Origin of the sequence: Pseudoclavibacter terrae (genome assembly GCF_008831075.1) — a bacterium.
GTDB classification, from domain to species: domain Bacteria; phylum Actinomycetota; class Actinomycetes; order Actinomycetales; family Microbacteriaceae; genus Pseudoclavibacter; species Pseudoclavibacter terrae.
Window position 1 is genome coordinate 266,441 of record NZ_WBJX01000003.1, and the last position, 24,128, is coordinate 290,568.

19 protein-coding genes are annotated in these 24,128 nt (G+C 66.6%); 9 read left to right on the forward strand and 10 right to left on the reverse strand.

What is annotated here, in order from left to right:
* Positions 1–116 precede the first annotated feature (116 nt).
* From F8O03_RS10725 to rpsF, 7 genes are all read right to left on the reverse strand, one after another.
* Positions 117–1,715 (reverse strand): Na+/H+ antiporter NhaC family protein, encoded by a 1,599-nt coding sequence (locus F8O03_RS10725; protein ID WP_151423870.1) that lies wholly within the window; start codon positions 1,713–1,715, stop codon positions 117–119.
* A gap of 60 nt (positions 1,716–1,775) precedes the next feature.
* Positions 1,776–3,161 carry a replicative DNA helicase gene (dnaB, locus tag F8O03_RS10730; protein ID WP_104254411.1) on the reverse strand — a complete coding sequence of 462 codons (1,386 nt, stop codon included), beginning with the start codon at positions 3,159–3,161 and terminating at the stop codon, positions 1,776–1,778.
* 358 nt (positions 3,162–3,519) lie between these two features.
* Entirely contained in the window at positions 3,520–5,088 is a 1,569-nt protein-coding gene (mptB, locus tag F8O03_RS10735; RefSeq protein WP_151423871.1) for a polyprenol phosphomannose-dependent alpha 1,6 mannosyltransferase MptB, read from the reverse strand.
* Between the two features lie 177 nt (positions 5,089–5,265).
* A complete protein-coding gene (gene rplI, locus F8O03_RS10740) occupies positions 5,266–5,718 on the reverse strand; it encodes a 50S ribosomal protein L9 (protein WP_104254413.1) in 453 nt (150 codons plus the stop codon).
* A 12-nt stretch (positions 5,719–5,730) separates the two neighbouring features.
* Positions 5,731–5,991 (reverse strand): 30S ribosomal protein S18, encoded by a 261-nt coding sequence (gene rpsR, locus F8O03_RS10745; RefSeq protein ID WP_068482210.1) that lies wholly within the window; start codon positions 5,989–5,991, stop codon positions 5,731–5,733.
* A gap of 38 nt (positions 5,992–6,029) precedes the next feature.
* Positions 6,030–6,623 (reverse strand): single-stranded DNA-binding protein, encoded by a 594-nt coding sequence (locus F8O03_RS10750; protein ID WP_104254414.1) that lies wholly within the window; start codon positions 6,621–6,623, stop codon positions 6,030–6,032.
* A gap of 2 nt (positions 6,624–6,625) precedes the next feature.
* Positions 6,626–7,015, reverse strand: a complete 390-nt coding sequence (gene rpsF / locus F8O03_RS10755; RefSeq protein WP_104244003.1) for a 30S ribosomal protein S6 — start codon at positions 7,013–7,015, stop codon at positions 6,626–6,628.
* Between the two features lie 227 nt (positions 7,016–7,242).
* Here rpsF and F8O03_RS10760 point away from each other — a divergent pair, with 227 nt between their 5' ends.
* The gene (locus F8O03_RS10760) at positions 7,243–8,655 is read left to right on the forward strand and encodes a hypothetical protein (protein WP_151423872.1); all 1,413 of its coding nucleotides are present in this window, start codon (positions 7,243–7,245) and stop codon (positions 8,653–8,655) included.
* 102 nt (positions 8,656–8,757) lie between these two features.
* Here the strand turns inward: F8O03_RS10760 and F8O03_RS10765 are convergent, their stop codons facing one another.
* Positions 8,758–10,188 (reverse strand): CCA tRNA nucleotidyltransferase, encoded by a 1,431-nt coding sequence (locus F8O03_RS10765; RefSeq protein ID WP_104254416.1) that lies wholly within the window; start codon positions 10,186–10,188, stop codon positions 8,758–8,760.
* A gap of 92 nt (positions 10,189–10,280) precedes the next feature.
* On the opposite strand from F8O03_RS10765, the gene F8O03_RS10770 reads away from it, so the two are divergent.
* From F8O03_RS10770 to F8O03_RS10800, 7 genes are all read left to right on the forward strand, one after another.
* Positions 10,281–12,695, forward strand: coding sequence for a DUF6049 family protein (locus F8O03_RS10770; RefSeq protein WP_151423873.1), 2,415 nt, complete (start codon positions 10,281–10,283; stop codon positions 12,693–12,695).
* A gap of 2 nt (positions 12,696–12,697) precedes the next feature.
* Positions 12,698–14,785 carry a murein biosynthesis integral membrane protein MurJ gene (gene murJ, locus F8O03_RS10775; protein WP_151423874.1) on the forward strand — a complete coding sequence of 696 codons (2,088 nt, stop codon included), beginning with the start codon at positions 12,698–12,700 and terminating at the stop codon, positions 14,783–14,785.
* Positions 14,786–14,856: 71 nt separating this feature from the next.
* On the forward strand, positions 14,857–15,849 hold the full coding sequence (gene trxB, locus F8O03_RS10780) for a thioredoxin-disulfide reductase (RefSeq protein WP_151423875.1): 993 nt from the start codon (positions 14,857–14,859) through the stop codon (positions 15,847–15,849).
* Positions 15,850–15,939: 90 nt separating this feature from the next.
* The gene (trxA, locus tag F8O03_RS10785; protein WP_104244011.1) at positions 15,940–16,263 is read left to right on the forward strand and encodes a thioredoxin; all 324 of its coding nucleotides are present in this window, start codon (positions 15,940–15,942) and stop codon (positions 16,261–16,263) included.
* Between the two features lie 24 nt (positions 16,264–16,287).
* Entirely contained in the window at positions 16,288–16,773 is a 486-nt protein-coding gene (gene ybaK, locus F8O03_RS10790; protein ID WP_151423876.1) for a Cys-tRNA(Pro) deacylase, read from the forward strand.
* Between the two features lie 104 nt (positions 16,774–16,877).
* The gene (locus tag F8O03_RS10795; protein WP_151423877.1) at positions 16,878–18,200 is read left to right on the forward strand and encodes an aminotransferase-like domain-containing protein; all 1,323 of its coding nucleotides are present in this window, start codon (positions 16,878–16,880) and stop codon (positions 18,198–18,200) included.
* Positions 18,201–18,233: 33 nt separating this feature from the next.
* Positions 18,234–19,196 carry a D-alanine--D-alanine ligase family protein gene (locus tag F8O03_RS10800; RefSeq protein ID WP_104254421.1) on the forward strand — a complete coding sequence of 321 codons (963 nt, stop codon included), beginning with the start codon at positions 18,234–18,236 and terminating at the stop codon, positions 19,194–19,196.
* 98 nt (positions 19,197–19,294) lie between these two features.
* Here the strand turns inward: F8O03_RS10800 and F8O03_RS10805 are convergent, their stop codons facing one another.
* Complete coding sequence (locus F8O03_RS10805) at positions 19,295–20,242, reverse strand: ParB/RepB/Spo0J family partition protein (RefSeq protein WP_208851848.1); 948 nt, start codon at positions 20,240–20,242, stop codon at positions 19,295–19,297.
* 61 nt (positions 20,243–20,303) lie between these two features.
* Here F8O03_RS10805 and F8O03_RS18080 point away from each other — a divergent pair, with 61 nt between their 5' ends.
* Positions 20,304–20,618, forward strand: coding sequence for a hypothetical protein (locus F8O03_RS18080; RefSeq protein WP_167516533.1), 315 nt, complete (start codon positions 20,304–20,306; stop codon positions 20,616–20,618).
* Between the two features lie 118 nt (positions 20,619–20,736).
* On the opposite strand, the gene F8O03_RS10815 is transcribed toward F8O03_RS18080, so the two are convergent.
* Complete coding sequence (locus F8O03_RS10815) at positions 20,737–21,660, reverse strand: ParA family protein (RefSeq protein WP_104254422.1); 924 nt, start codon at positions 21,658–21,660, stop codon at positions 20,737–20,739.
* Positions 21,661–24,128 lie beyond the last annotated feature (2,468 nt).

Here is a 24,128-nt window from a genome sequence, read left to right on the forward strand (position 1 = left end):
GCAACCGCCTCGATGCCGCGAGCACGCTTCTTCGTTCGCGAGGATGAGCATGGCCAGAATCGGCTGCAGGCCCCGAGCTCGGCCCGCGCGACTCGTCCGCGCCGGCCTCACGCCGATCAGGCCTGGGACGCGAGATCGCGACGAGCTTCCTCCTCGACGGTCGGGAGCATCCACCTCACCAGCAGCACACCCGCGAGCAACGCGACGACCGAGGCGATGAGGCCAACCCATGGGAGTCCCGTGAGCGCAAGGATCACGTAGCCGAGCAGCGACGATCCCGCGGCAAGGCCGACGTACGGCAGCTGCGTGACGACGTGCGTGATCACGTTCGCACCGGAACCCGTGGCGGAGAGGATCGTCGTGTCCGAGATCGGCGAGCTGTGGTCGCCGGCGACCGCTCCCGCGAGCACGGCTCCGAACACGGGCAGCAGCAGCTCGGGCGCATCCACACCCGTGACGATGCCAGCCCCGATCGGCAGCAGCAGCCCGAAGGACCCCCATGAGGACCCGGTTGCGAACGCCATCGCACCGGCCGCCAGGAAGACGATCGGGACCAGCCACGCGGCCGGCAGGGATGAGCCTTCGACGAGGACGCCGATGAATTCGCCCGTGCCCAGGGCATCGATGAGCGAGCCGAGCATCCACGCCAGCAGGAGGATCCCGACGGCGGGCATCATCGACTTCACCCCGTCGACCCAGCCGAGCGAGAAGGCTCGCCACCCGAACGCAGGGTTCCCCCGCGTGTACCGAAGGAAGTAGGAGATCGCGCACGCGAGCCCGAGCAGACCACCGACCATGAGTGCCGCGGTCGTGTCGGTGGCTGCGAGGATCTCGACCGGAGCCCAGCTGCCCGCAGCACTCGCGCCCGTCCAGACGATGCCTCCCAGGACGCCGACGACGAGCACCGCGAAGGGCACGAGGATGGCGCGTTTCGCGCCTGGCTCGTGCACGGGGAGGTCGTCGGTGAGCTGCCCTGGCACCCTCGAGTCCGCAGCGTAGGTTCGGCCCTCGACGATGGCCCGCAGCTCCTCACGGCGCATCGCCCCCAGGTCGGTTCGGAAGACGATCGCGAGCCACACGAGCAGCACCGCCGAGATGGCGTAGTAGTTCGACACGGCAGCGCCGATGAACGCCTCGACGCTGCTGATGGTGAGGGTCGATGCCGCGACGAGAGGCGCGAGGATCCCGATGATGTAGGCGCCCCAGCTCGAGAACGGCGCGAGCACGGACACCGGAGCTGACGTGGAGTCGACGATGTACGCGAGCTTGGCACGCGAGATGCGGTGGGCGTCGGTCACGGGTCTGCTGATCTGTCCGACCGCGAGTGCATTGAAGTAGTCGTCGATGAAGATGACCACGCCGAGGGCCGCTGGGAGGATCAGACCGCCCCGTCGTGTGCGAATGCGGCTCATCGCCCACTCCGCGAAGGCTCGCGTGCCGCCGGACATGAGGATGAACGCGGCGATGACGCCGAGCAGGAGGATGAAGAGCAGGATGTAGACGTAGTACGTGTTGACGGCACCGTCCTCCCAGAAGATCGCGGCGAACGACTCCCACACCAGGCGCAGGGCTTCGAGCGGCTGCAGTTCGGCGATGAGGAGGGCCGCGGCCAGCACGCCGGCGCCCAGGCTCAGCAGCACGCGCCGGGTGAGCACGGCGAGCGCGATGGCCACGACCGGTGGGACCAGCGTCAGCCAAGGCGTGTTCTCGAGCATGTGATCGACCCTTCTCGTCTGCCGCCCGACCCTATCGGTCGAGCGCCGGCCGCGTCGATGCTACTGACCCGTCGCGTACCCCGGTGCCATGTCCATGAAGCGGGAGAAGTGGCCCTGGAAGGTGACGGTGATGGTGTCCGTGGGTCCGTTGCGGTGCTTCGCGAGGATGAAGTCAGCCTCGCCGCCTCGCGGGCTCTCGCGGTCGTACGCGCCTTCACGGTGCAGCAGGATGATCATGTCGGCGTCCTGCTCGAGCGAACCGGACTCGCGGAGGTCGCTCGCTGCTGGCCGCTTGTCGGCGCGCTGCTCGGGACCACGGTTCAGCTGGGACAGCGCGATGACGGGAACGTCGAGCTCCTTCGCGAGGAGCTTGAGCGCACGCGAGAACTCGGAGACCTCCTGCTGGCGGCTCTCGACGCGCTTGCCGCTCGTCATGAGCTGCAGGTAGTCGATGACGACGAGGTTCAACCCGACCTTCTGCTTGAGCCTGCGGCACTTGGCGCGGATCTCGACGAGCGTCATGTTGGGGCTGTCGTCGATGTAGAGCGGGGCGTCGGAGATGTCGCCCTGCGTGCGAGCGATCTGCGTGAGGTCTTCTTGCGTGAGGCCTCCGGCACGCATGTGCTGCAGGCGCACACTGGCCTCGGCGGAGATGAGGCGCATGGCGATCTCGCTCTTGCCCATCTCGAGGCTGAAGAAGATCGACGGCTTGCCGTGGGTGATGGATGCGGAGCGCGCGAAGTCGAGGGCGACCGTCGACTTTCCGAGGCCGGGGCGAGCCGCGACGATGATGAGCTGGCCACCGTGGAAGCCGTTCGTGATGCGGTCGAGGTCACTGAACCCGGTCGGCACACCGGTCATTCCGCCCGATTTGTTCTGGGCGGCGTCGATGTCGTTCTGCGCCTCGAGGATGGCCTCGGCGAGGACGACGTAGTCCTCTTTCTCCACGGCGCCCGTGACACCGTAGATCTCGGCCTGCGCCTGGTTGACGAGGTCGACGACCTCGCCTTCCGCGAGGTAGCCCATCTGCACGATGCGCGTGCCAGCTTCGACGAGGCGTCGGAGCACTGCTCGCTCGGAGACGATCGCCGCGTAGTAGCCGGCGTTGGCGGCGGTCGGGACGATGCCGGCGAGCGTGTGCAGGTACTCGGCACCGCCGGCACGCGAGAGCTCACCGGACTTCGTCAGGTGGTCGGTGACCGTGATGACGTCGGTCGGCTCACCAGCCGCGTAGAGCGCGTGGACGGCGTCGAAGATGATCTCGTGCTTGGGCACGTAGAAGTCGATGCCGCGGACGGCTTCGACGACGTCGGCGACGGCGTCTTTCGAGAGCAGCATGCCGCCGAGGGCCGACTGCTCCGCAAGCAGGTCGTGGGGAGGGGTGCGAACACCGTCGTGCGTTTCGCGCTCACCCTGTGGAGGGGAACCGAGGTGCGCGATCGACACGGATGCTCCTGACTGCGCTCGTATGCCTGAGAGAGATTTCCCCACAGTAGTCCTCACCTCCCCCAACGAGCGAACCCAGAAGATGACGCCTGTGGATAACTCTGTGTGTAACTGTGGAGACGCGCCGTGTGGCTTGTGGAAACTGTGTGGAGAACGTAGCTACCATTTGGACGGTTCTGTCCAGGAAATACCTCGTGACCAGCTATTTATTCGAACGCCTCAGTTGTGCACAAGAGGCGTGAAGCATCCCTTGAAGGTTGAGCCTCGCGCGTCTCGCTGTGCATAACACCCGGCGGCGCACCCACGCAAACCGACGATATCCGGGCGTTTTCCACCGGCCGACGCGTCGACGGTGCCGTCAGAGGGCGCTCTCTGTGCGCTGCTGGAGCCTGCGTTCCCGGCGCGCGACGATCCGGTCGACGAGCACCTGGCCGTACGGCACGGCGATGACCACGGCCCGGCCGGAGACGTTGTTCGCACGCCACCACCAGACCAGCACGGAGAGCGCGAACAGCACCGTGATGGACGCGACGACGATGCGCGTGTACGGCCCCTCGAAGAACGAGTCGGTCGGTTCGGCGAGCGTCACGGTCGTGAAGAAGATCGTTGCGAGCACGGCGAGGTGTTCCTGGCCTCTGCGCCACGGACCGGCGACTGCGGCGAACGGCAGAATCCACATGACGTACCAGGGGTGGATGGCAGTGGATGCGGCCACGATGACCGCCGTGCACAGGACGAGGCGGAGAACGGGATCAATGGGCCGCTTCGTGATCACCAGCCAGGAGGCGACGAGACCCGCGATCGAGAACGCGATGACCTTCAGGATCACTTCGAACACGAACGGATCCAATCCGACGAGTTCGGCGAGGCCGCGCACCGTGCCGACCATGAGGGTCAGCGGCGAGTACCAGTGCTGGATCGCGCCTGGCACGGTGAGTGCGGTCACCCAGCCGAAGCCGAGGCCAAGGACGAGCCCGAGCGCGCCGACGAGCCCGATCGCGAGAGCGCCGTGCAGCGCCCAGCTCTTCACCCGATCCGAGAGCGGGAGCGTGCTGGGTCGTCCGACGAGCGCCACGATCGGCAGGGCGATGAGGGCGATGGGCTTGATCGCGACCGCCAGCGCGATCCACACGACCGCGAGGATGCGGCGGCCCTTCAGCGCGGACAGGAGACCGAAGCCCATACCGGCGAGCATGAGGCCGTCGTTGTGCCCGGAGGCGATGAACAGGAGCAGCGTGAGGGGGTTCGCAGCGATCATCCACGCGACGAACGCGCGACTGCGACCCCGGAGGGCGGCGATCTTGAGGAACGCGACCACCATGAGCACGGCGCCAGCGGTCGCGGCCAGACGGTTCAGGAACAGCGCGTACTCGGGCGTCTGAGCCCCGAGCCAGGAGAACACCGCAGCGACGGCGATGAAGAGCGGACCGTATGGCGACTCGGTGCTCGACCAGAAGGGGTCGACACCCAGCGAATACCAGCCGGCGATCTCGTTGACGCCGTGCTGGTACGGGTCGATGCCGGCTGCCATGAGGCGGCCAACGGCGACGTACGAGAACATGTCGCGGCTGAAGACGGGGACGCAGATGAGCAGTGGCAGGGCCCAGATGATGGAGGTCCTGATCACCCGCCGCAGGGACGCGTCGTTGTCGGAGACGCTCGAGCGGAAGCGCAGCCAGGCGATGAGCAGCAGGAAGCCGCCGACGATCAGGAGCATCGTGCAGAGCCGCGTCAGGTCGGGCGAGCTGCGGAGGAACGCGATGGGGAACCACTCGCGCAGGCCCAGCCCGTCCCCGATCCAGCCAGCGCCGAACGAGCCGACGAGGATGCACAGCGACCCGATGAGGCCGAGGAGCGTCGGGCTCACCGTCAGCGGGAACCGGCGGGGCTCGCGCTCGGTCGCCGATCGGTGGACTTGCTGCGGCATGTTCGTGAATCAATCAGGAGAGGTTCTGGCAGGATGCTGGACTCCGCTGACCTTATAGCGTTCCTCCTTGCGTCTGCCCCACGGTGGCGCCGACGCGCCAGACGGTGTAGCCGCTTGGGGTGCAACGAGAACGGCCCCGGACATCGAGATGTCCGGGGCCGTTCTTCTGCTGCCGTGCTATCGCTGGGCGATGACCTGGAGCTTGACGGTCGCAACGAGGTCGTCACGGAGACGAACAGTCGCCTCGTGGTTGCCCGTGTACTTGATCGGGTTGGGGAACTCGACCTTGCGCTTGTCGATCTTGCCGAGACCGGCTGCTTCGACAGCGGTCGCGACGTCGGCGCCGCGAACGGAACCGAAGAGGCGGCCTTCGGCACCCGACTTCACGTGGAGCTTGACGAGGGCGGACTCGAGCTTGTCCTTGAGTGCCTTCGCCTCTTCGAGGGTCGCGAGTTCGCGTGCGGCGCGAGCGGAACGGATCTGCTCGACCTGCTTCTCGCTGCCACGGGACCAGCTGACTGCGTAGCCCTTGGGGACGAGGTAGTTGCGGGCGTAGCCGCTCTTGACCTCGATGACGTCACCGGCTGCACCGAGGCCGGAGACCTCGTGCGTAAGAATTACCTTTGCCATGTCGACTACTCCTTAGCGGCCAGAGCCGGCGTAGGGCAGGAGCGCCATTTCACGTGCGTTCTTGACTGCACGTGCGATGAGGCGCTGCTCCTGGACGGAGACGCCGGTGATGCGACGTGCGCGAATCTTTCCGCGCTCCGAGATGAACTTGCGGAGGGTGTTGACATCCTTGTAGTCGATGACTCCGACCCGGATCTGCTTCGCGGGAGCAGCGGGCTTGCCGCCCTTCCCGCGTACACCCTTGCGGCGGTCGCCGCTTGACTTTCCAGCCATTGGGATCTTCTTTCGTTGAGTGTGTTTGCGAGCGCCCTTTAGAAGGGGGGCTCGTCAAAATCGTTCGATGCGCCGGGCGTCGCCCAGCCGGATGCGCCGTTGTCGCGAGGTTGGCCCGCGGGCTGTCCCCACGGCTCGTCCGCAGGGGCGGACTGACGTCCACCGCCACCGGCGTTGCCGCCGCCGCTGTTGCCGCCGAAGGAGCGCTGCTGGCCTCCGCCGAAGCCGCCCTGGCCACCGCCACCCTGCTGTCCGCCGGCACCGCCGGAGGACGTGCGGGTGAGCTGAGCCGTGGCGTAGCGAAGGCTCGGCCCGATCTCTTCGATCTCGAGCTCGATGGAAGTGCGCTTCTCGCCTTCCTTCGTCTCGTAGGAGCGCTGCTTCAGGCGACCCTGCGCGATGACTCGCGAGCCCTTGGAGAGGCTCGAGGCGACATGCTCAGCGAATTCACGCCAGACGCTCGCCCGAAGGAAGAGAGCCTCGCCGTCCTTCCACTCGTTCGCCTGACGGTCGAACACGCGGGGGGTGGATGCGATGGTGAAGTTCGCGACTGCGAGCCCGTTCTGCGTGTAGCGCAGTTCGGGGTCAGCCGTGAGGTTGCCCACCACGGTGATGATCGTGTCGCCGGCCATGACTACGCCTCGGTGGTCGCCGCGGGCTTCGCTGCGATAGCAGCGGCCTTGGCAGCCTTGCGAGCCTCGTCGCGCTTCGCCTCGGAGGCGACGCGTGCGATGGCCTCTTCTGCGCGGAGCACCTTGGTGCGCATGACGGCTTCGGAGAGGTTCAGCTGGCGGTCGAGCTCGTTCGCCGTTGCCGAGGTCGACGTGAAGTCAACGACGGCGTAGATGCCTTCGCTCTTCTTGTTGATCTCGTAGGCGAGGCGACGACGGCCCCAGATGTCGGTCTTCTCGATGGTTCCACCGTCGTTGCGAATGACGTTGAGGAACTTATCGAGGCTCGGAGCTACGGTGCGCTCGTCGATCTCTGGATCGAGGATCACCATCAACTCATACTGATGCACGATAAACCCACCTCCTTCGGTCTAGAACGGCTGCAGACGATCTGCAGCAGGAGGGTTATTGCGCGTGTCTGGGCAGTTGATCGCACAGACAACCTCGCCAGCATAGTCGTTTCTTCCTCCTAAATGCCAGCCAATTGGAAGAACTCCCCTTCTCGCGAGCGAATATGCTCGTTCCAGCACAACCGGCGGCCCCCGTGGTCCGCTGAAACGCACCACTACCTAGGGGAATCATGAGCGATCCAACAGGCGGCGCGGGCGAACGCGACCCGAACGCCCCAGTGCCACAGAACCCAGCGCCGCAGAATGGCGACCCGGCCGCACCGCAGGCGCCGCAGGCGTCCTTCGGCGACCAGCCCGCCAACGGCGAGCAGGGCGGCTACGGCGTCGGCAGCAGCTACGGCTCCAGCGGCGACAACTACCAGGCCCCGAGCAACTACTCAGCTCCTGGTGGTTCCTACGAGGCCCCAGGTTCAACCCCCGACTACCAGGGCGGGCAGTCCTCGTACTCGGGATCCACCGGATCGAGCGTGCCGAGCGCGTCGTCGAACTCCGGATACTCGACCCCGAGCTACGGCTCGTCGGGCGACTCCTCCTACTCGTCGCCGAGCGCCGGCTCGTACACGGGTGACACCTCGTACACGGCACCGTCGGCTTCGGGCAGCGACTACTCCGCCCCCGGCTACGGCAGCACCCCTGACTACTCCTCCGGCAACAGCTACGGCAGCGAGCCGAGCTCCTACGGATCCGCCCCGGCTCCGGATGCTTACGGCGCCCCCGCGCAGAACGCGTACGGCTCGGCACCTCAGGACCAGAACGCCTACGGCGCATCCGCGCCCAACGCGTACGGCTCCACTCCCCAGGACCAGAACGCAGCTGGCGCCTACGGTGGCGCACCCGCGTACGGTGCTGCCGGTGGCGCTGGCGGACAGCAGCAGTACGGCAACTACGCCCCGCAGGGCCAGGGCGGAGGCATGAACACGCTCGGCCTGATCGCGCTCATCGCTGGTGTCCTCAGCATCGCGATCGCGTTCATCCCGTTCTTCGGATACTTCGGGATCGCGCTGGCCCTCGCGGCCATCGGCCTGGGCATCGCGGGACTGGTCGTCAAGCGCTTCAACGCGAAGAAGCTCCTCGCGATCATCGGCCTCGTGCTCGGTGGACTCGGCCTCATCGTCGGCCCGATCATCACGACCTGGACGAGCGTGGCAACCGTCACCAACACGGTCGGCGACAGCGTGGACGACTACGAGACGCTCATGGACGACGAGTACTCGACGCTCGAGAACGGCGTTCCGTCTGAAGGCGAGATCACCGTGGAGATGACGGTGACGAGCACGTCGACCTCGCCCATCGATGTCAGCTACAGCTACGACAACGACCTGTCGGGTGCCGACCGAGTCCAGGTTGACACCGAGGCTCTCGCCACCGCGGTGCCGTGGTCGGAGACCGTCACCATGAAGTACAAGGCCGACTACGGGTACGACAGCTCGTCCGCCTACCTGTCGGCGTCAACCGTCGACTACACCGACGACCAGCTGACCTGCACGATCACGGTCAACGGCAACGTGGTCCAGGAGGCGACGAGCTCGAGCTACGTCTCCTGCTCCGGGTACAGCCTCGCGGAGTACCTGACCGCGGAGTAGGTTCCAGTCACCTCCACGCGAACGGCCCCCTCTTCGGAGGGGGCCGTTCTGCATGCGTCGGTCAGGCCGGACGCGCCGTCTTCTCAGACCGACGCGGTGCGACTACGGGCGGTTCGCTTCCCACCATTCGAGGAGGCGCTGCTTCGCATCGTCGTGCTCAAGCGGGCCCTCGTCGAGTCGCACTTCGAGCAGGTGCTTGTAGGCCTTCCCGACGAGCGGGCCCGGGGCGATCTCGAGGATCGCCATGATCTGCTCGCCGTCGAGGCTCGGTCGCACTGAATCGAGCTCTTCCTTCTCCTGAAGCTCCAGGATGCGCCGCTCCAGGTCGTCGATCGCGAAGAGCAGGCGGTCCGACTTGCGCTGGTTGCGGGTCGTGATGTCGGCGCGGATGAGGATGAGGAGGCGCTGCAGTTCCGGGCCGGCGTCCCGCGCGAAGCGGCGCACGGCCGAGTCCGTCCATCCGGCGCCCTCGTAGTTGAAGACCCGCATGTGGAGTTCCACGAGGCGCGAGACCGACTTCATCGTGTCGTTGTCGAAGCGCAGCGAGGTGAGTCGCTTGCGCGCGAGCTTCGCACCCACGACGTCGTGGTTGTAGAAGGTGACCTTGCGGTTCTCCCCGAAGCGGCGCGTCTTGGGCTTCCCGATGTCGTGCAGCAATGCAGCGAGGCGGAGGACGATGTCCGCGTCGGCACCGGGGTTGCGCTCGCGCTCGAGTGCGATGGCCTGCTCGAGCACCGTGATCGAGTGCTCGTAGACATCCTTGTGGCGGTGCGCGTCGTCGCGCTCGAGCTGCAGGGCCGGGAGCTCTGGCAGCACGAGCTCGGCGAGGCCGGTCTCGACGAAGAGCTCGAGACCCGCGCGCGGCGTGTCGGTCTTGAGCAGCTTCACGAGTTCGTCCCTGACCCGCTCGGCGGAGATGTCGAGGATGCGTCGACGCAGTTCCACGATGGCGTCGAAGGAGTCGATGTCGAGCTGGAAGCCGAGCTGGGACGTGAAACGCACCGCCCGCAGCATGCGCAGCGGGTCGTCGCCGAAGGAGACGGCGGCCTCGATGGGCGTGCGCAGCGTCGCCTCCATGAGGTCCTTCGTGCCGTCGGAGGGGTCCACGAGCGTGAGGGCAGGCAGCTGCAGCGCGAGCGCGTTGACGGTGAAGTCGCGGCGGTGCAGGTCGCCCTCGATCGTGTCGCCGAACGCGACCACCGGCTTTCGGGACGTGCCGTCGTAGCTGTCGGCCCGGTAGGTCGTGATCTCGACGGTCTCGCCTGAGAACCGGGCGCCGATCGTGCCGAACTCGCGGCCGATATCCCAGTGCGCATCCGCGATGGGCGCGACGATGCGCAGGATGTCGTCCGGGCGCGCGTCCGTCGTGAAATCGAGGTCGGTGACCTCTCGCCCCAGGAAGGCATCGCGGACGGGGCCGCCCACGAGGGCGAGCTCGAATCCGGCCGCTTCGAAGGCGGCGGCGAGCTCGGCGACGGGCGACGCGGTCGCGAGTCCGCGAAGGCGTTCCATGGCGGACTGCACGTTTTGCATCCGCTCATTCTACGAGCCGCGGCGGATGCTCGCCGTGCGCTCGAGGGCGCGTTCAGCTCGCCACTTCCCCGTCCGTCCTTACTATGGAGGTCATGGACCACGCACCGCGCGCCGCTGTGCCACGGTTCCTGCGTGCCTGTGCACGCCGGGTTGTCCCTGCGACGCTCCTGGCGTCGTTGCTGGCGCTCGGGGTCACCGGGGGCGCGTCAGCAGCACCCACGAGCCAGCCCGCAGGGGCCACGACGAGCGTCGGAAGCGCGATGGTCGGGACGGCTGCGGTCGAGCCGCGGGCGATCGCCGACGCCCCGGACGGACAGGTCTCCATCTACGCCGCGCCCGCTGACGGTGGGCTCGTGCAGCCCGGCGGTCCGCTGGTCGTCGAGCTGGTCGTCGTCAACAAGACCGACGCACAGCTCGCGCCTGCGCAGCTCGAGCTGTCCGTCGGCTCGTCCACGATCGACACGAGGTTCGCGCTGGATGCGTGGAGCGAGTCGAGCAGTGAGGCTGAGCTCGACCGTCTTGACCTCGTCGCAAGCCTCGGCTCCGGTCCGATCGCCGCAGGTGAGACCACCACCGTGAGCGTCTCGGTTCCCGCTGACGGCCTCCCCTTCGCGGCAACCGACGACTTCGGTCCGCGAGCCATGGCGGCGGCACTCGTGAGCGGCGACTCGAAGCTCGCGCAGGCTCGTTCGACGATCGTGCTCAACGGGGTTGCGGCCGCTGAACCCACCCTCGTCTCAACCGTTGTCCCCATCACCTCCGGGCTGCTCGCCGACGCAGATGAACCGCTGCTCAGCGTCGACAGCCTTCTCGAGCAGACGGCGCCAGGTGGGCGCCTCGACGAGATCCTGAGCGCGGTGGAGGCCAGCCCGAACGCCACCGTCGCCATCGACCCGCGCCTCCTCGCATCCATACGCGTCCTCGGCTCGGCCGCGCCCGAGTCGGCGCTCAGCTGGCTGGACCGCCTGACGGCGCTGGAGAATCAGACGTTCGAGCTGCCGTTCGCTGACGCGAGCCTCACGCTCCAGTCGCAGTGGGGTGCGCAGCAGCCGCTCGAGGTCACGAACTTCGACTTCGACATCGACCCCGCGAACTTCGCCGACCCTGCAGCCACGGCGACGCAGACGCCGACTCCCACGGCTACGGAGACGACCGACACAGGGACCACAACCCCCTCGGAGGACGGCGACGCCGACACGTCGAACGGCGTCGACGCATCCGCCACCCCCGAGGCAACCGATGCGGAGTCGCCCACCGCATCCCCCACCGAGGAAGCCGAGCCCCTTGCGCCTCCGCTCCCCACAACCGAGAGCCTCGTGAGCTTCCCGTACTCCATGAGCGGAGTCGTCTGGCCGCAGGCGGGCACGGTCCAGTCGACCGACCTCGACAAGTTCCGCGGCTGGGGCGGCGAGTCGATCATCCTGGATGACACCAACGCGGGTGTGAGCGCCGACGCGGACTTCACGGAGAGCGCGCAGGCCACCGTCGCGGGATGGAACGCGGTCGTCGCCGAGAAGATCCTGGATGACGCGTTCGACGACGCCGTGCACGCGACGACCGACGAGGAGTGGAACGAGGCGGCGACCCGTATCGCGACGCTGCTTGCCGTCGTCACGCGCGAGCTGCCCTACGAGCCGCGAACGCTGGTCGGCACGGTCACGCGCGACGAGTTCGACGGCGAGCGCCTCGCGCAGACGCTGCAGTTCGTGGATGGACTCAGCTGGGCCGCCACGACACCCCTCACGTTCCCCGGAGACGACGACACCGATCGTCGCGAGGCCTCGCTCATCGACGGAAGCGTGGGCGAGACCGCGTTCAACCGGATGACCGGCGTCATGCAGACCATCGAGCGCGCCCAGGTCATCTCGACGATCTTCGACGACCCGCTCGACTACAGCGACCCGGTCCGCACGGCAGGCGTCGGGGCCCTGTCCACAGGGTGGGCGAATGACCCGGCAGGGGCGCAGACGGCAGCGAGCAGTCTTCGCGACTACGTGACGGTCACCGAGTCCTCGGTGCAACTCGGCGACACGAGCGAGGCGCTCATCGTCGGCCGCGACACCGAGCTGCCGCTCTTCGTGTCGAACGCGGTCCCGAACCGCAAGGTGACCGTGCTCGTCGAACTCAGGCCAACCACGGGTGCGGTCGAGACCGGCGACGCCGTGGCCCTGTCGATCGAGCCGAACTCCATGTCCCGCGTCGGCATCCCGATCACCGCCATCGCCAACGGCACCACCTACGTCACCGTCAACGTCATGACGCCCGAGGGTGAGCCGCTCGCCTCGACGAAGCAGATCCGACTGGATGTGCGCGCCGAGTGGGAGAGCATCGCCATCCTCATCGCGAGCATCGGCCTCGCCGTCCTCTTCATCGCCGGCCTCGTGCGCACCATCCGTCGCCGGCGGGCGGCGGTGGCCGGGGCCACCACGGACGACGACACCGGGGCAGAACCGGAAGCCGACGTCGACACGGACACCGTCGACGCGACCGAGAGCACCAAGGAGTAAGCATGGCTCAGGGCATCGCTCGGGCGAGCGCGCTCCTGGCATCCGGCACGATGGTGTCGCGCGTGCTGGGCTTCGTGAAGGCCATCGTCATCGCGCAGACCATCGGCGTCATCGGCGTCTCCGCCGACGCGTTCGCCGGTGCGAACCAGCTGCCGAGCAACATCTACTCGATCATCTCGGTCGGCCTCCTCAACGCCGTCATCGTGCCGCAGGTCGTGAAGGCGGCCAGGCACGAAGATGGCGGCCAGCTGTACGTCAATCGACTCGTCACGCTGGCCATGGTGCTGCTCGGCGGGCTGACCATCCTCGCGACCGTGGGCGCCCCCATCATCGGCGCGCTCTACGGCGCGAGCCTCAGCTCGGAGCAGCTCGGGCTCCTCGTGGCCTTCGCGTACTGGTGCATGCCGCAGATCTTCTTCTACGGCATGTACGCCGTGCTCGGCGAGATCCTCAACGCGCGCGGCCTGTTCGGACCGTTCGCGTGGGCTCCCGTCATCAACAACGTCGTCGGCATCGCGGGACTGCTGCTCTTCAGCTCCATCTTCGGCGCCGACCCGACGGGCACCGGGCGCAACATCGACTCGTGGGACCCGACCATGATCGCCATGCTCGGCGGCACCGCGACGCTCGGCGTCGCCATGCAGACCATCGTGCTGCTGTTCTTCTGGCGTCGCGCGGGGCTCCGCTTCGGCCTCGACTTCCAGTTCCGCGGCACCGGGCTCGGCCAGGTCGGCAAGCTCGCCGGGTGGACCCTCGGGATGCTGCTGGTCATGCAGCTCGCGGGGCTCGTCGAGACGATCGTCGCCTACCTCGCATCCGGCGAGAACGCGTCGATCGCGGCTATGCAGAACGCGTTCCTCATCTTCGCGCTCCCACACGCCGTCGTCGCCGTCTCGATCGCCACGGCCTTCTTCACGCGCATGAGCGCGGCCATCAGCGACGACAGGCCCCAGGACTTCATTCGCGACCTCTCCGAGGGTTCGCGACTCATCGGCATGTTTCTGCTGTTCTCCGGGTTCGGTCTCGCCCTCGTCGCCGTGCCCTTCGCGCGGATCTTCGCGACGACGGATGCCGGCATCAACTCAATCGCGGCGATCCTCATCGCCTTCCTGGTCGGCCTCATCCCGTTCAGCGGGCTGTTCATCGTGCAGCGTGCGTTCTACGCGCTCGAAGACACCAAGACGGTGTTCTTCGTGTTCCTGTTCACGGTTCCCCTGCACATCTTCGGCATGGCGCTCGCCGCCATCGGCCCGGTCGAGTTCATCGTCGTCGGGCTCGCTCTCATGCAGTCGATCATGTCGACGCTGCGACTCGCGATCCTGCTCGTCATCCTCAGGAAGCGGATGGGGCAGCTCGACTTCGCGAACATCACCCGCTCCTACGTGCGCTTCACGGTCGCCGCCATCGCCGCATCCATCCCGGCGCTGATCGTCATGGTCCTGCTCGGCACGTTCCAGGAAGACGGCTTCCCTCGATCCGGAATCTTCCAGGCCCTGATCTCCTGCGCCATCGGCGCCGGCATCATGGCCCTCTTCTACTTCCCGCTGCTCTGGGTGCTCAAGTCGCCCGAGTTCCGCGGCTTCGCGAGGCCGGTGCTCGCCCGCTTCGGCGTCAAGACCGGTGGGCCCTCCAGCCCAGCACGCGGCGAGGACGAGGAGGGCGACCTCGACGCCGACCTCCTGGCGACGTTCCCCGACACCGCCACCGCCTCCGGCAGCGACTCGGCACCGACGCCCTGGAACCTCGCATCCGAAGAAGCTGAGCCGGATACTGCCGAGGAGCGCAGGCAGGCCGAAGAGCAAGAGCAGCGTGAGGAGCGCGTCAACGCCGCCTCCTGGGCCTTCGGGGGCGCTACCGAGGACCTCTCGACCGCCGGCATCATCCTGCCCATGCACTCGCGCACGACCGAGATCCCGAAGGTCGGTCGCACGGAGCCGCCGCGCACGCGTCGCGAACGCCGCGAGGAGGAGCGCCGGGCCGTGATCGAGCTGGCAGCCCGCCGTGAAGAGGAAGCGCGCCTCGCCCGCGAAGCCCGGGATCGCGCCGATGACGGCGATGGGCGCGGTTCACCACCTCGTCCGAAGGAATAGTCGCTAGTCTCAACGCGTTTGCCTGTATGTCGAGCCGCGATTCCCGCGGTTCGAAGAAGTGCGGAGGACTCATGCGGAACGTCATCATCATCGGCTCCGGCCCCGCGGGCTACACCGCCGCCATCTACGCGGCGCGCGCGGGCCTCAAGCCGGTTGTCATCACCTCGAGCGTCGAAGTCGGCGGCGAGCTCATGAACACGACCGACGTCGAGAACTTCCCAGGCTTCCCCGAGGGCATCATGGGGCCCGAGCTGATGGAGCGCATGCAGGCGCAGGCCGAGCGCTTCGGCGCCGAGCTCGTCTACGACGACGTCACCTCCGTCGAGCTCGACGGCGACGTCAAGCGGGTCTCCACCTCGTACAGCGGAGACTTCGAAGCGCGCACCGTCATCATCTCCACGGGGTCCGCGTACCGGAAGCTCGGTCTCGATGCGGAAGCCCGTCTCTCCGGCCGCGGCGTCTCCTGGTGCGCGACCTGCGACGGCGCGTTCTTCAAGGACCAGCACATCGCCGTCGTCGGCGGCGGCGACTCGGCCATGGAGGAGGCGACGTTCCTGACGCGCTTCGCCAGCAAGGTCACGATCATCCACCGCTCCGAGAACCTGCGCGCGTCGGTCATCATGCGCGAGCGCGCGGAGCACAACCCGAAGATCGACTGGATGCTCAACTCCCGCATCGAGGACATCGCCGGCGAGGCCAGCGTCGAAGGTGCGAGCGTGCTCAACACCGCGACCAACGAACGCACCGAGCTGCCAGTCACCGGCGTGTTCGTCGCCATCGGCAACGACCCGCGCATCGACCTGTTCAGGAACATCCTCGACATCACCGACGAAGGCACCATCTGGGTCGACGGCCGCTCCTCGCGCACCAGCATCCCTGGTGTCTTCGCGGCCGGCGACGTCATCGACCCGCACTACCGCCAGGCCATCACGGCCGCAGGGTCCGGCACGGTTGCAGCATTGGACGCCGAGGCGTACCTCGCCGCGCAGCCCGAGCCCATCGCGGACGAGTCCGAGGAGCAGGCAGCAGCAGCGGTCACCGAGGACGAGACCGTCATCGTCTGACCCGCTGGTGCCGCATCCGCTCAATCCGAGCAGGCACTCCGCGCCGAACACCATCCACCACGAAGCACGACAACTCCCACGGAGGTACCAATGTCAGAACCGATCGTCGCCACCACGGCGAACTTCGACCAGATCGTGGCAGACGCCCCAGGTCCCGTCATCGTCGACTTCTGGGCCCCCTGGTGCGGCCCGTGCCGTCAGGTCGCGCCGGTGCTCGACCAGATGAGCGAAGCCCACGAGAACCTCTCCATCGTCAAGGTGAACGTCGATGACGAGCCCGACCTGGCGATGAAGTTCCGCATCACGAGCATCCCCGCCCTCAAGCTGTTCTCGAACGGCGAGGTCGTCAAGGAGGTCGTCGGCGCGTACCCGCGCGCGGCCCTCGAGAAGCAGTTCGCCGACTACCTGGGCTAAGCAGCAGGGCTAGGTCACGCAGATATGGCGCGAGCGCCCATCACCCCCGCGACGAAGGCGCTCGACGCAGCCGGGGTCGAGCACGTGATTCACAGCTACGTGCACGACCCCGGCGTCTCTGCGTTCGGGGCGGAAGCGGCCGAGAAGCTCGGCATCGACGAGGCACGCGTCTTCAAGACGCTCGTCGTGCAGCTGGATGACAAGCAGCTCGCGGTCGCCGTGGTCCCCGTCAGCGGGTCCCTCGACCTGCGCTCCCTCGCCCAGGCGGCCGGCTGCAAGCGCGCGGCCCTCGCCGACACTGCGCTCGCCGAGAAGCGCACCGGATACGTGCGCGGTGGCATCAGCCCGTTCGGGCAGCGGATGCGCCTGGCCACGTACCTCGACGAGTCCGCGTTCGCGCATCCCACCATCTTCGTCTCCGGCGGTCGGCGCGGCCTCGACATCGAGGTAGCGCCCGACGCTCTCCTGCACGCTACCGAGGGCCAGCGCGCGCCGATCGCGCGCGACTGACCCCGGACGCGGCAGGGCCATGCAGTCCACTTCCTGCATGCGGTTCGCGATGGAACGCTTCGCTCGGGCGTATCCTGGGATTTCGACTCTCGCGAAGGAACCCCGTGACGCATCCAGGAGACGTCGGCCCGCAGACAGGCCGCAACCTTGACCCGTGGTACACCAGCTACGCCGACCGCACCGCCGGTCTGGCCGCCAGCGAGGTCCGAGCCCTCTTCGCCGTCGCCTCCCGACCCGAGGTCGTGTCTCTCGCGGGCGGCATGCCGTTCGTGAAGGCGCTCCCAGAGGAGCTCATCCACTCTGCCTTCACCACGATGATGCGAGAGCACGGTTCCGAGGCGCTGCAGTACGGCGGCGGCCAGGGCATCCCCGAGGTTCGAGAGCAGATTCTGCAGGTCATGAGCCTCGAGGGCATCAACGATGCCTCCGCGGATGACGTCGTCACGACGACCGGCTCGCAGCACGCACTCGACCTCGTGTCGAAGCTCTTCCTCAACCCCGGCGACGTCGTCCTCGCGGAGGCACCCAGCTACGTCGGCGCGCTCGGCACGTTCAAGTCCTACCAGGCGGACGTCGCCCACGTCGCGATCGACGACGACGGCCTCATCCCCGAGGCGCTCGAGGAGACCATCGCACACCTGCGCGTCGAGGGCAGGACCATCAAGTTCCTGTACACGGTCGCGAACTACAACAACCCCGCCGGCGTCACCATGAGCCTCGAGCGCCGCATCCGGGTGCTCGAGATCTGCAGGCGCGAGCACATCCTCATCCTCGAGGACAACCCGTACGGGCTTCTGTACTTCGACAAGCCCGGCCTCCCCGCGCTGCGTTCCATGGACGCCGAGAACGTCATCTACCTCGGATCGTTCTCGAAGATCCTCTCGCCCGGCCTGCGCGTCGGCTGGGCCCTGGCACCGCACGCCATCCGGGAGAAGCTGATCCTCGCCGTCGAGGCGTCCATCCTGTCGCCGTCGACGTTCAACCAGTGGGTGGTGACGGAGTACCTGCGGCAGAGCGATTGGCAGCAGCAGATCGAGGGGTACCGTGCCGTGTATCGCGAGCGCCGCGACGCCATGGACCAGGCCCTCAACGAGCATCTGCCGCAGCTCAGCTGGACCAAGCCGGACGGCGGTTTCTTCGTGTGGGTGCGCCTCACGGAGCAGCTCGACTCGAAGCAGATGCTGCCTCGCGCCGTGAAGGAACTCGTGGCCTACACGCCGGGCACCGCGTTCTTCGCCGATGGCCGCGGCCGCCACGAGATGCGCCTCTCGTTCTGCTACCCCACTCCCGAGCGCATCAAACTGGGCGTGCGACGCCTCGCGAATGTGATCAATGGCGAGCTCGACCTCGTCGAGACGTTCGGCACGTCGACGCGCCGCGGGCCGGACGAGGACCGCGTCAACATGCCCCCGCCGAACATCTCCTGACCGCGGCACCTGCCTCCTACGAAGGGAACCCCATTGAGCATCGAGGGCCTGCACGTCGTCATCCTCTCCGGCGGCATCTCGCACGAGCGAGACGTGTCGCTGCGTTCCGGTCGGCGCGTTGCGGATGCGCTCAGCCGCGCAGGCGCGGACGTCACCATCCGCGAGCCTGACGCGTCTCTGCTCGGGTTCCTCGAGGAGACGCAGCCCGACGTCGTGTGGCCGCTGCTGCACGGCTCGAGCGGCGAGAACGGAGCCCTGTACTCGCTGCTCCGGGCCGGCCGCTTCCCCTACGTCGGCTCACGGCCGACCTCCGCGCGGCTTGCCTGGAACAAGGCGACCGCGAAGGCTATCGCGAAGCGCGCCGGCCTGGCGACACCCCCATCCATCGTGCTCGAGAACAGCACCTTCCGCGAGCTGGGAGCTGAGGCGGTGATGCGCCTCATCGCGCGCGGAATCGAGCTGCCAGCTGTCGTGAAGCCCGTCGAAGGCGGCTCCGCGCAGGGCGTCACGTCGGTGACGTCGTTCGAGGAGCTCCCGCAGGCGCTCGTCACCGCGTTCACCTACGACGACACCGTCATCATCGAGAAGCGCATCGAGGGCCGTGAGGTGATGGTCGGCGTGCTCGACCTCGACGGCGAGCCCCTCGCGCTCCCCGCGGTCGAGGTCGTCGCGAACAACGGCGTGTACGACTACGAAGCTCGCTACAACGCCGGTGAGACGACCTACTACGCGCCGGCCAGGCTCTCCGAGGACGAGGCCGCGCGCGTCAGTGACGCCGCGCTCCTGGCGATCGCGAGCATCGGGCTGTCGGACATCGCCCGTGCGGACTTCATCGTCGACGAAGCGGGTGTTGTCTGGTTCCTCGAGGCCGACCCGATTCCCGGCCTCACTGAGACCTCGATCGTGCCGCTCGGCATCGAAGCGGACGACTCGGAGTTGAGCGCCATCTACGCGCAGCTGGCCGCCGCGGCCGCCGCGCGCGGGCCGCTCGAGTAGCTCCACACGAAGCCTCGGACGACGAAGCGGGTGGATGCGCCTTGCGGCTCATCCACCCGCTTCGTCGAGTGGCGCGGTGTTCTCAGCGCGTCATGCGGCTACTTTCCGGGCGCGGACTCGCCGAGTTCTTCAAGGATGCGGTTGAGATCGGCGATCGAGGCGAAGTCGACGACGATCTGCCCCTTGGTGCGGCGCAGGGTGACTTTGACGCGGGTGTTGAGCCGGTCGCCGAGCTGCTCGCCGATCTCGTCGAGGTAGCCGGTGAGACCGCTGCGTGGTTCCTTGTGGATGGGTGCCTGCGTGTCGGCCTTGGCGCTGCTCGATTTCGCGGCGGCTGCCTCAGCGGATCGAACGCTGAGGTCTTCGTTGACGATCTTGTCGGCGAGCTGCTGCATCGCCGCGGGTTCTCCGGCGCTGAGGATCGCGCGTGCGTGACCGGCTGAGAGGACTCCGGCCGCGACACGACGCTGGACTTCCAGCGGGAGGCGGAGGAGGCGCAGCGTGTTGCTGATCTGTGGACGCGAACGGCCGATGCGTTCTGCGAGCACCTCTTGGGTGATGCCGAAGTCGTTGAGCAGCTGCTGGTACGCCGATGCTTCTTCGAGCGGGTTGAGCTGACTGCGGTGCAGGTTCTCGAGAAGCGCGTCACGCAGCATGACGTCGTCTTCCGTGTTCCGGATGACGGCGGGGATGCTCTCCAGGCCTGCGGCCTTCGTCGCGCGCAGGCGACGCTCGCCCATGATGAGCTCGAAGTCGGCCTCATCCCGCAGCGGATGGTCAGCAGGGATGGGGCGCACGACGATCGGCTGGAGCACGCCGAACTCCCGAACCGACGTGATGAGCTCCTGCAGCGCATCTTCGTCGAACTCCGTACGGGGCTGGTGCGCGTTCGGAACGATGCGGTTCGGGTCCAGAGCGCGCAGAGTGGCGCCGGGGATCTCAACGAGGCCGTCGGTGTCTTCGCCCTCGGTTGCGTCATCGAGGCCTTGGTTCTCGGCAGTTGCGGCGCCCGTCGCGGTTGCGGTGGTGTCGAGTGTTCCAGCCACTGGCGCCCCTGCATCGACGTTCCTCGATTCAGCGGGGTCCGCCGATGCGGTTGTTCCGATCGTGTCGGCCGATACGGCGGCTTCGTCATCCACGGGCGGTGTGGTGGTGGTGCGCGCTTTCGATGCCGCTGTTGTTGCTGTCTTCTTTGCTGGTGCCTTGGCTGGCGCAGTCTTCCTGCCGGTACCGGACTTTGCCGTCGCGGCATCCACTGCGGGCACCTTTGCTCGGGGAGCGCGCGCGGGCGTCGCCCGCTTGGGTGTGGCGGCTGCGGGCTTCTCCGAAACCGGAGTCGCCGTCGAGGTGTCTTCCGGCGCTCCGTCTGTGTTCGTCGCAGTCCCGGCTGCATTGGTGCGTGACGATGCAGTGGTTGGGTAGGCCGGTGTCTCGCTGTCGAAGAACACGTCTGAAGGGCGCGAGGCGCCTCTGTCTGAGGTCGGGATGAGAGCGCCGATGCCTCGTCCGAGTCCGGTGCGTTTCTTGGTTGCCATGGTGGTTATGCTCCTCGCTGGGCGATTTCGACGGCCGCTTCGAGATACGCGATCGCGCCGGTCGAGGTTGGTTCGTGGGAAATGATGGTCTTGCCGAAGCTCGGGGCTTCGGAGATACGCACGGTGCGCGGTATGGCGACCTTGAGCGTTTCTTGCGGGAAGTGCTCGCGAACGTCAGCGGCGACTTCCTGGGAGAGGTTGGTTCGCCCGTCGTACATCGTCAGCAGGATCGTGGTCAGCCGAAGCTGCGGGTTGAGGTCCTGTGAGAGCAGGTTGAGGTTCGAGATCAGCTGACCGAGTCCTTCGAGTGCGTAGTACTCGCACTGGATGGGGATGAGCACCTCTCGAGCGGCGACGAATGCGTTGATCGTCAGCAGCCCGAGGGAGGGAGGGCAGTCGATGAAGATGTAGTGGAACTCTTGCTCAGTGCCGGTGGTCTCGTCCAGGAGGGCGGCGATGGCCTGTCGGAGTCGGTAGTCGCGCTTGTCGAGGTTGACGAGCTCGATCTCTGCGCCTGCGAGGTCGAGCGTGGCCGGGACGCACCACAGCGTGTCGATATCAGGGCACTGTTGCATCAGCTCACGCAAGGGCTCGCCGTCGAGGAGCGCTTCGTATGTGCCGGCGGTCTCTCCGCGGTGTTCGATGCCAAGGGCGGTGGAAGCGTTGCCCTGGGGGTCCAGGTCGATCACCAGGACCCGGGCACCGAGGGTAGCGAGAGCCGCGGCCAGATTGACGGCGGTTGTCGTCTTACCCACGCCGCCCTTCTGGTTGGAAATCGTGAAGATCCGCGTGTGGTTGGGGAGGGGAACTTCCTTCTTGACCAGGCTTTTCCTGCGCTGGTTCAGCTCAGACAATGCTGTCGCGAGCGGTGAATCGTCGAGCCCCGACGCTGGTGGCGTCGCTGCGTCGCCGGCAGATGAAGCTTTCAAGAATGCTCTCCCTCAAGTAGACGTCTCAATTGTGCCTCACATCCGCAATGGAAACGCGGCGACGCTCAGAGTTGTGGAATCGCCGAGTCTGGTCGCGCCGTGGCAGTTTCACGTGAAACACGGGCCTCGACCTCAACTTCAGCCACAGGGTTCGGTTGTCAAGTTTCAAGTTGGTCCGGTGAGCAGAGTCAACACGGTCGGTGCTCTCTCGTCCCCTTCAAAGTCGCGGAGATTCTGAAGGGGTGAAGAGCTGAGCTCACCTCTCACGGGAGGTCGGTCGGCGGTGAGAGTTTTCTCCGTCGAATATCCGGCGTACTTGGTCCTTGTCGCGTGCGAGTACCTCGCCTGACTCCGGGCGGCGACGCAAGACTCCCGGTCGGACTAAAGATCCCAGCACCCGCCAGCAAGAGTCGAAGCGGGGCTGGTTAGCTCACCGTCGTTTCACGTGAAACGGGAGGCAATCGTACGAGTACTACGATCATGCCCGCGCCGGTGTTGCTGAAGCAGGCACCCTCTCGGAATGACAAGGTGTCTCTGCGTAGGGCGTACCGCGAGGGACTGGTCTCAACGGTCAGGATGAACGAGACTCGAACTGGATTGTGGACGGCGCTCTCATCCCTTTCCATCTGCGAAGCTGGTTTTCCACTCGCGCCCCGGACGGGAGCCGCCCGGAATGTGGAACAGCGACCGGCGGTCACGGGCCCCGCACCCGCACCGCCGGCCTGAGTAGGCGTGGCCGCGTGAACAGAGAGGTGAGCAGATGGGGCACCAAGTCCGGTGGGGCGGTCTTTTGGCCCCGTGGCTTGCGCCTAGAGTTTCACGTGAAACAAGCCCGAAAGCGCAACTTGACGAGACACTTCTCTTCCGAAGCCACGGTCGATGCGTACGGACTCCGCATGGCCCCAAGCCCTTCGCACTCCACGCCTGGGCTCCACGTAGCGTCAGAAGTCGAGGTTCGGCAGCTCCACGAACACGCCTGCCCTCCCGAACGTATCGCCACGACCGGGCGTCCCACGTGAAACGCCTGATGTAGGAGCGCGGATGCGGAACGCACTGCGCAATGCAAGCTAGCGGTAGATCCCCGCGCCAAGATCGTGAGCTTGCCTGACCGAATCGGGGATCGACGACACTCGACATTCAAGGATCGAGCGACCCAGCAAGTTTCCGAACCCCGTGTCAGCCCGGTGCATTTCGCGACTGCGAACCACGCTTGCGCTCAGGCCGCTAATCGCTTGTGATAGCCCGCAACTGCTTGCATAGACTGCCACATTAGTTGCGCCACGGAGCCGCGAAGCAACAGAGTCATCAGAGTCATTCAGCACGTTGTGCCCAACACGCAACACCTCAAATCACCATCTGTGCTCCAGGGCGGGGATCTACGTCACGTCCCCCCAGTGGCATGAACGTATCGAGCGGTTCACCCGAGCCACTCCCGGCTCACTTGGCCCGACTTCGGCATGAGCCACCTGAAGCTCGCTCCGCTCCGGACAGGGAGTGATGGGATGAAGTCTTGCCCGGCCCCGCGCCCCGCTCAATCTTCGCGCTCAGATCGGGATCAAGACGGAGAGATGACCGCAGGCCTCAGCATCGCATTCACCGAGGGACAACCCGATGTGACCTCGTTCCACGTGAAACATGTCGAGCATCGCGCACTGTGAAGTCCTGCGTAGGGGAAAGCAAGACCGCTGGTAGCCGCAGAGGAGCGTGGGTCGATGCGTGCGAACTCATGCCAACTCATGAGCCGCCATTTTGCACTCCCTGCCGTGACCTCGTACTTCCAGTCCAGTCAGTCCTCTACTTCCGTGCCGCGCTGCCTGGCCCGTGGCCCTCGCGCGATACGGCACACACATTGGCGTGTCTAGTTCACACACCACCAGCCGGCCCCTCGTTGGCTCACCCCAGGGTTCGTGCAGGTCTGCACGTGCTCTCGCGGTTCGATTCGCGTCAACTAGTACTCGCTCTTTTGACTGCACGGGCTCCGATCGCACACCTGGAGCGGCTCGCGCTGGACGTGCGTGAGCGAGATCTCACCACTGGCACCATGGTCGGTCGGCAATCCCGGTCTGGATGGCAACAGCACTCTCTAGACCAATGACTCTCCCGCCTCCCACGGATGAGGTGGCGTGGCGTGTAGTGGGTGGAGTGTGGCAGGAGCAGCGTGTCGGAGAAGGGATAGGTCGGTGCGCGCCAGTCACAGTCAGCCTCTGTCTGGTTGTGCGCGCCTCCTCCTGTCTTGATGCCGGCCGCACAGTGCCTCAGTCGCGAAGGAAGTTCGCACCGATCACGCACCCCACGGGCCAGCCCTCGAGAGCATGGAGAACTCTTCTGCCCTATCAAGGCAAGATCAGACGACGCGGGTCTGCCTGTATTGAATCCGTTTCACGTGGAACGCGTTGCCTCGCCTACGTCGTCCCGGCGGCGTGCCAACGCTGAGTCGTGCAGCGATATTGCTCTCAGGATCGGAGTCG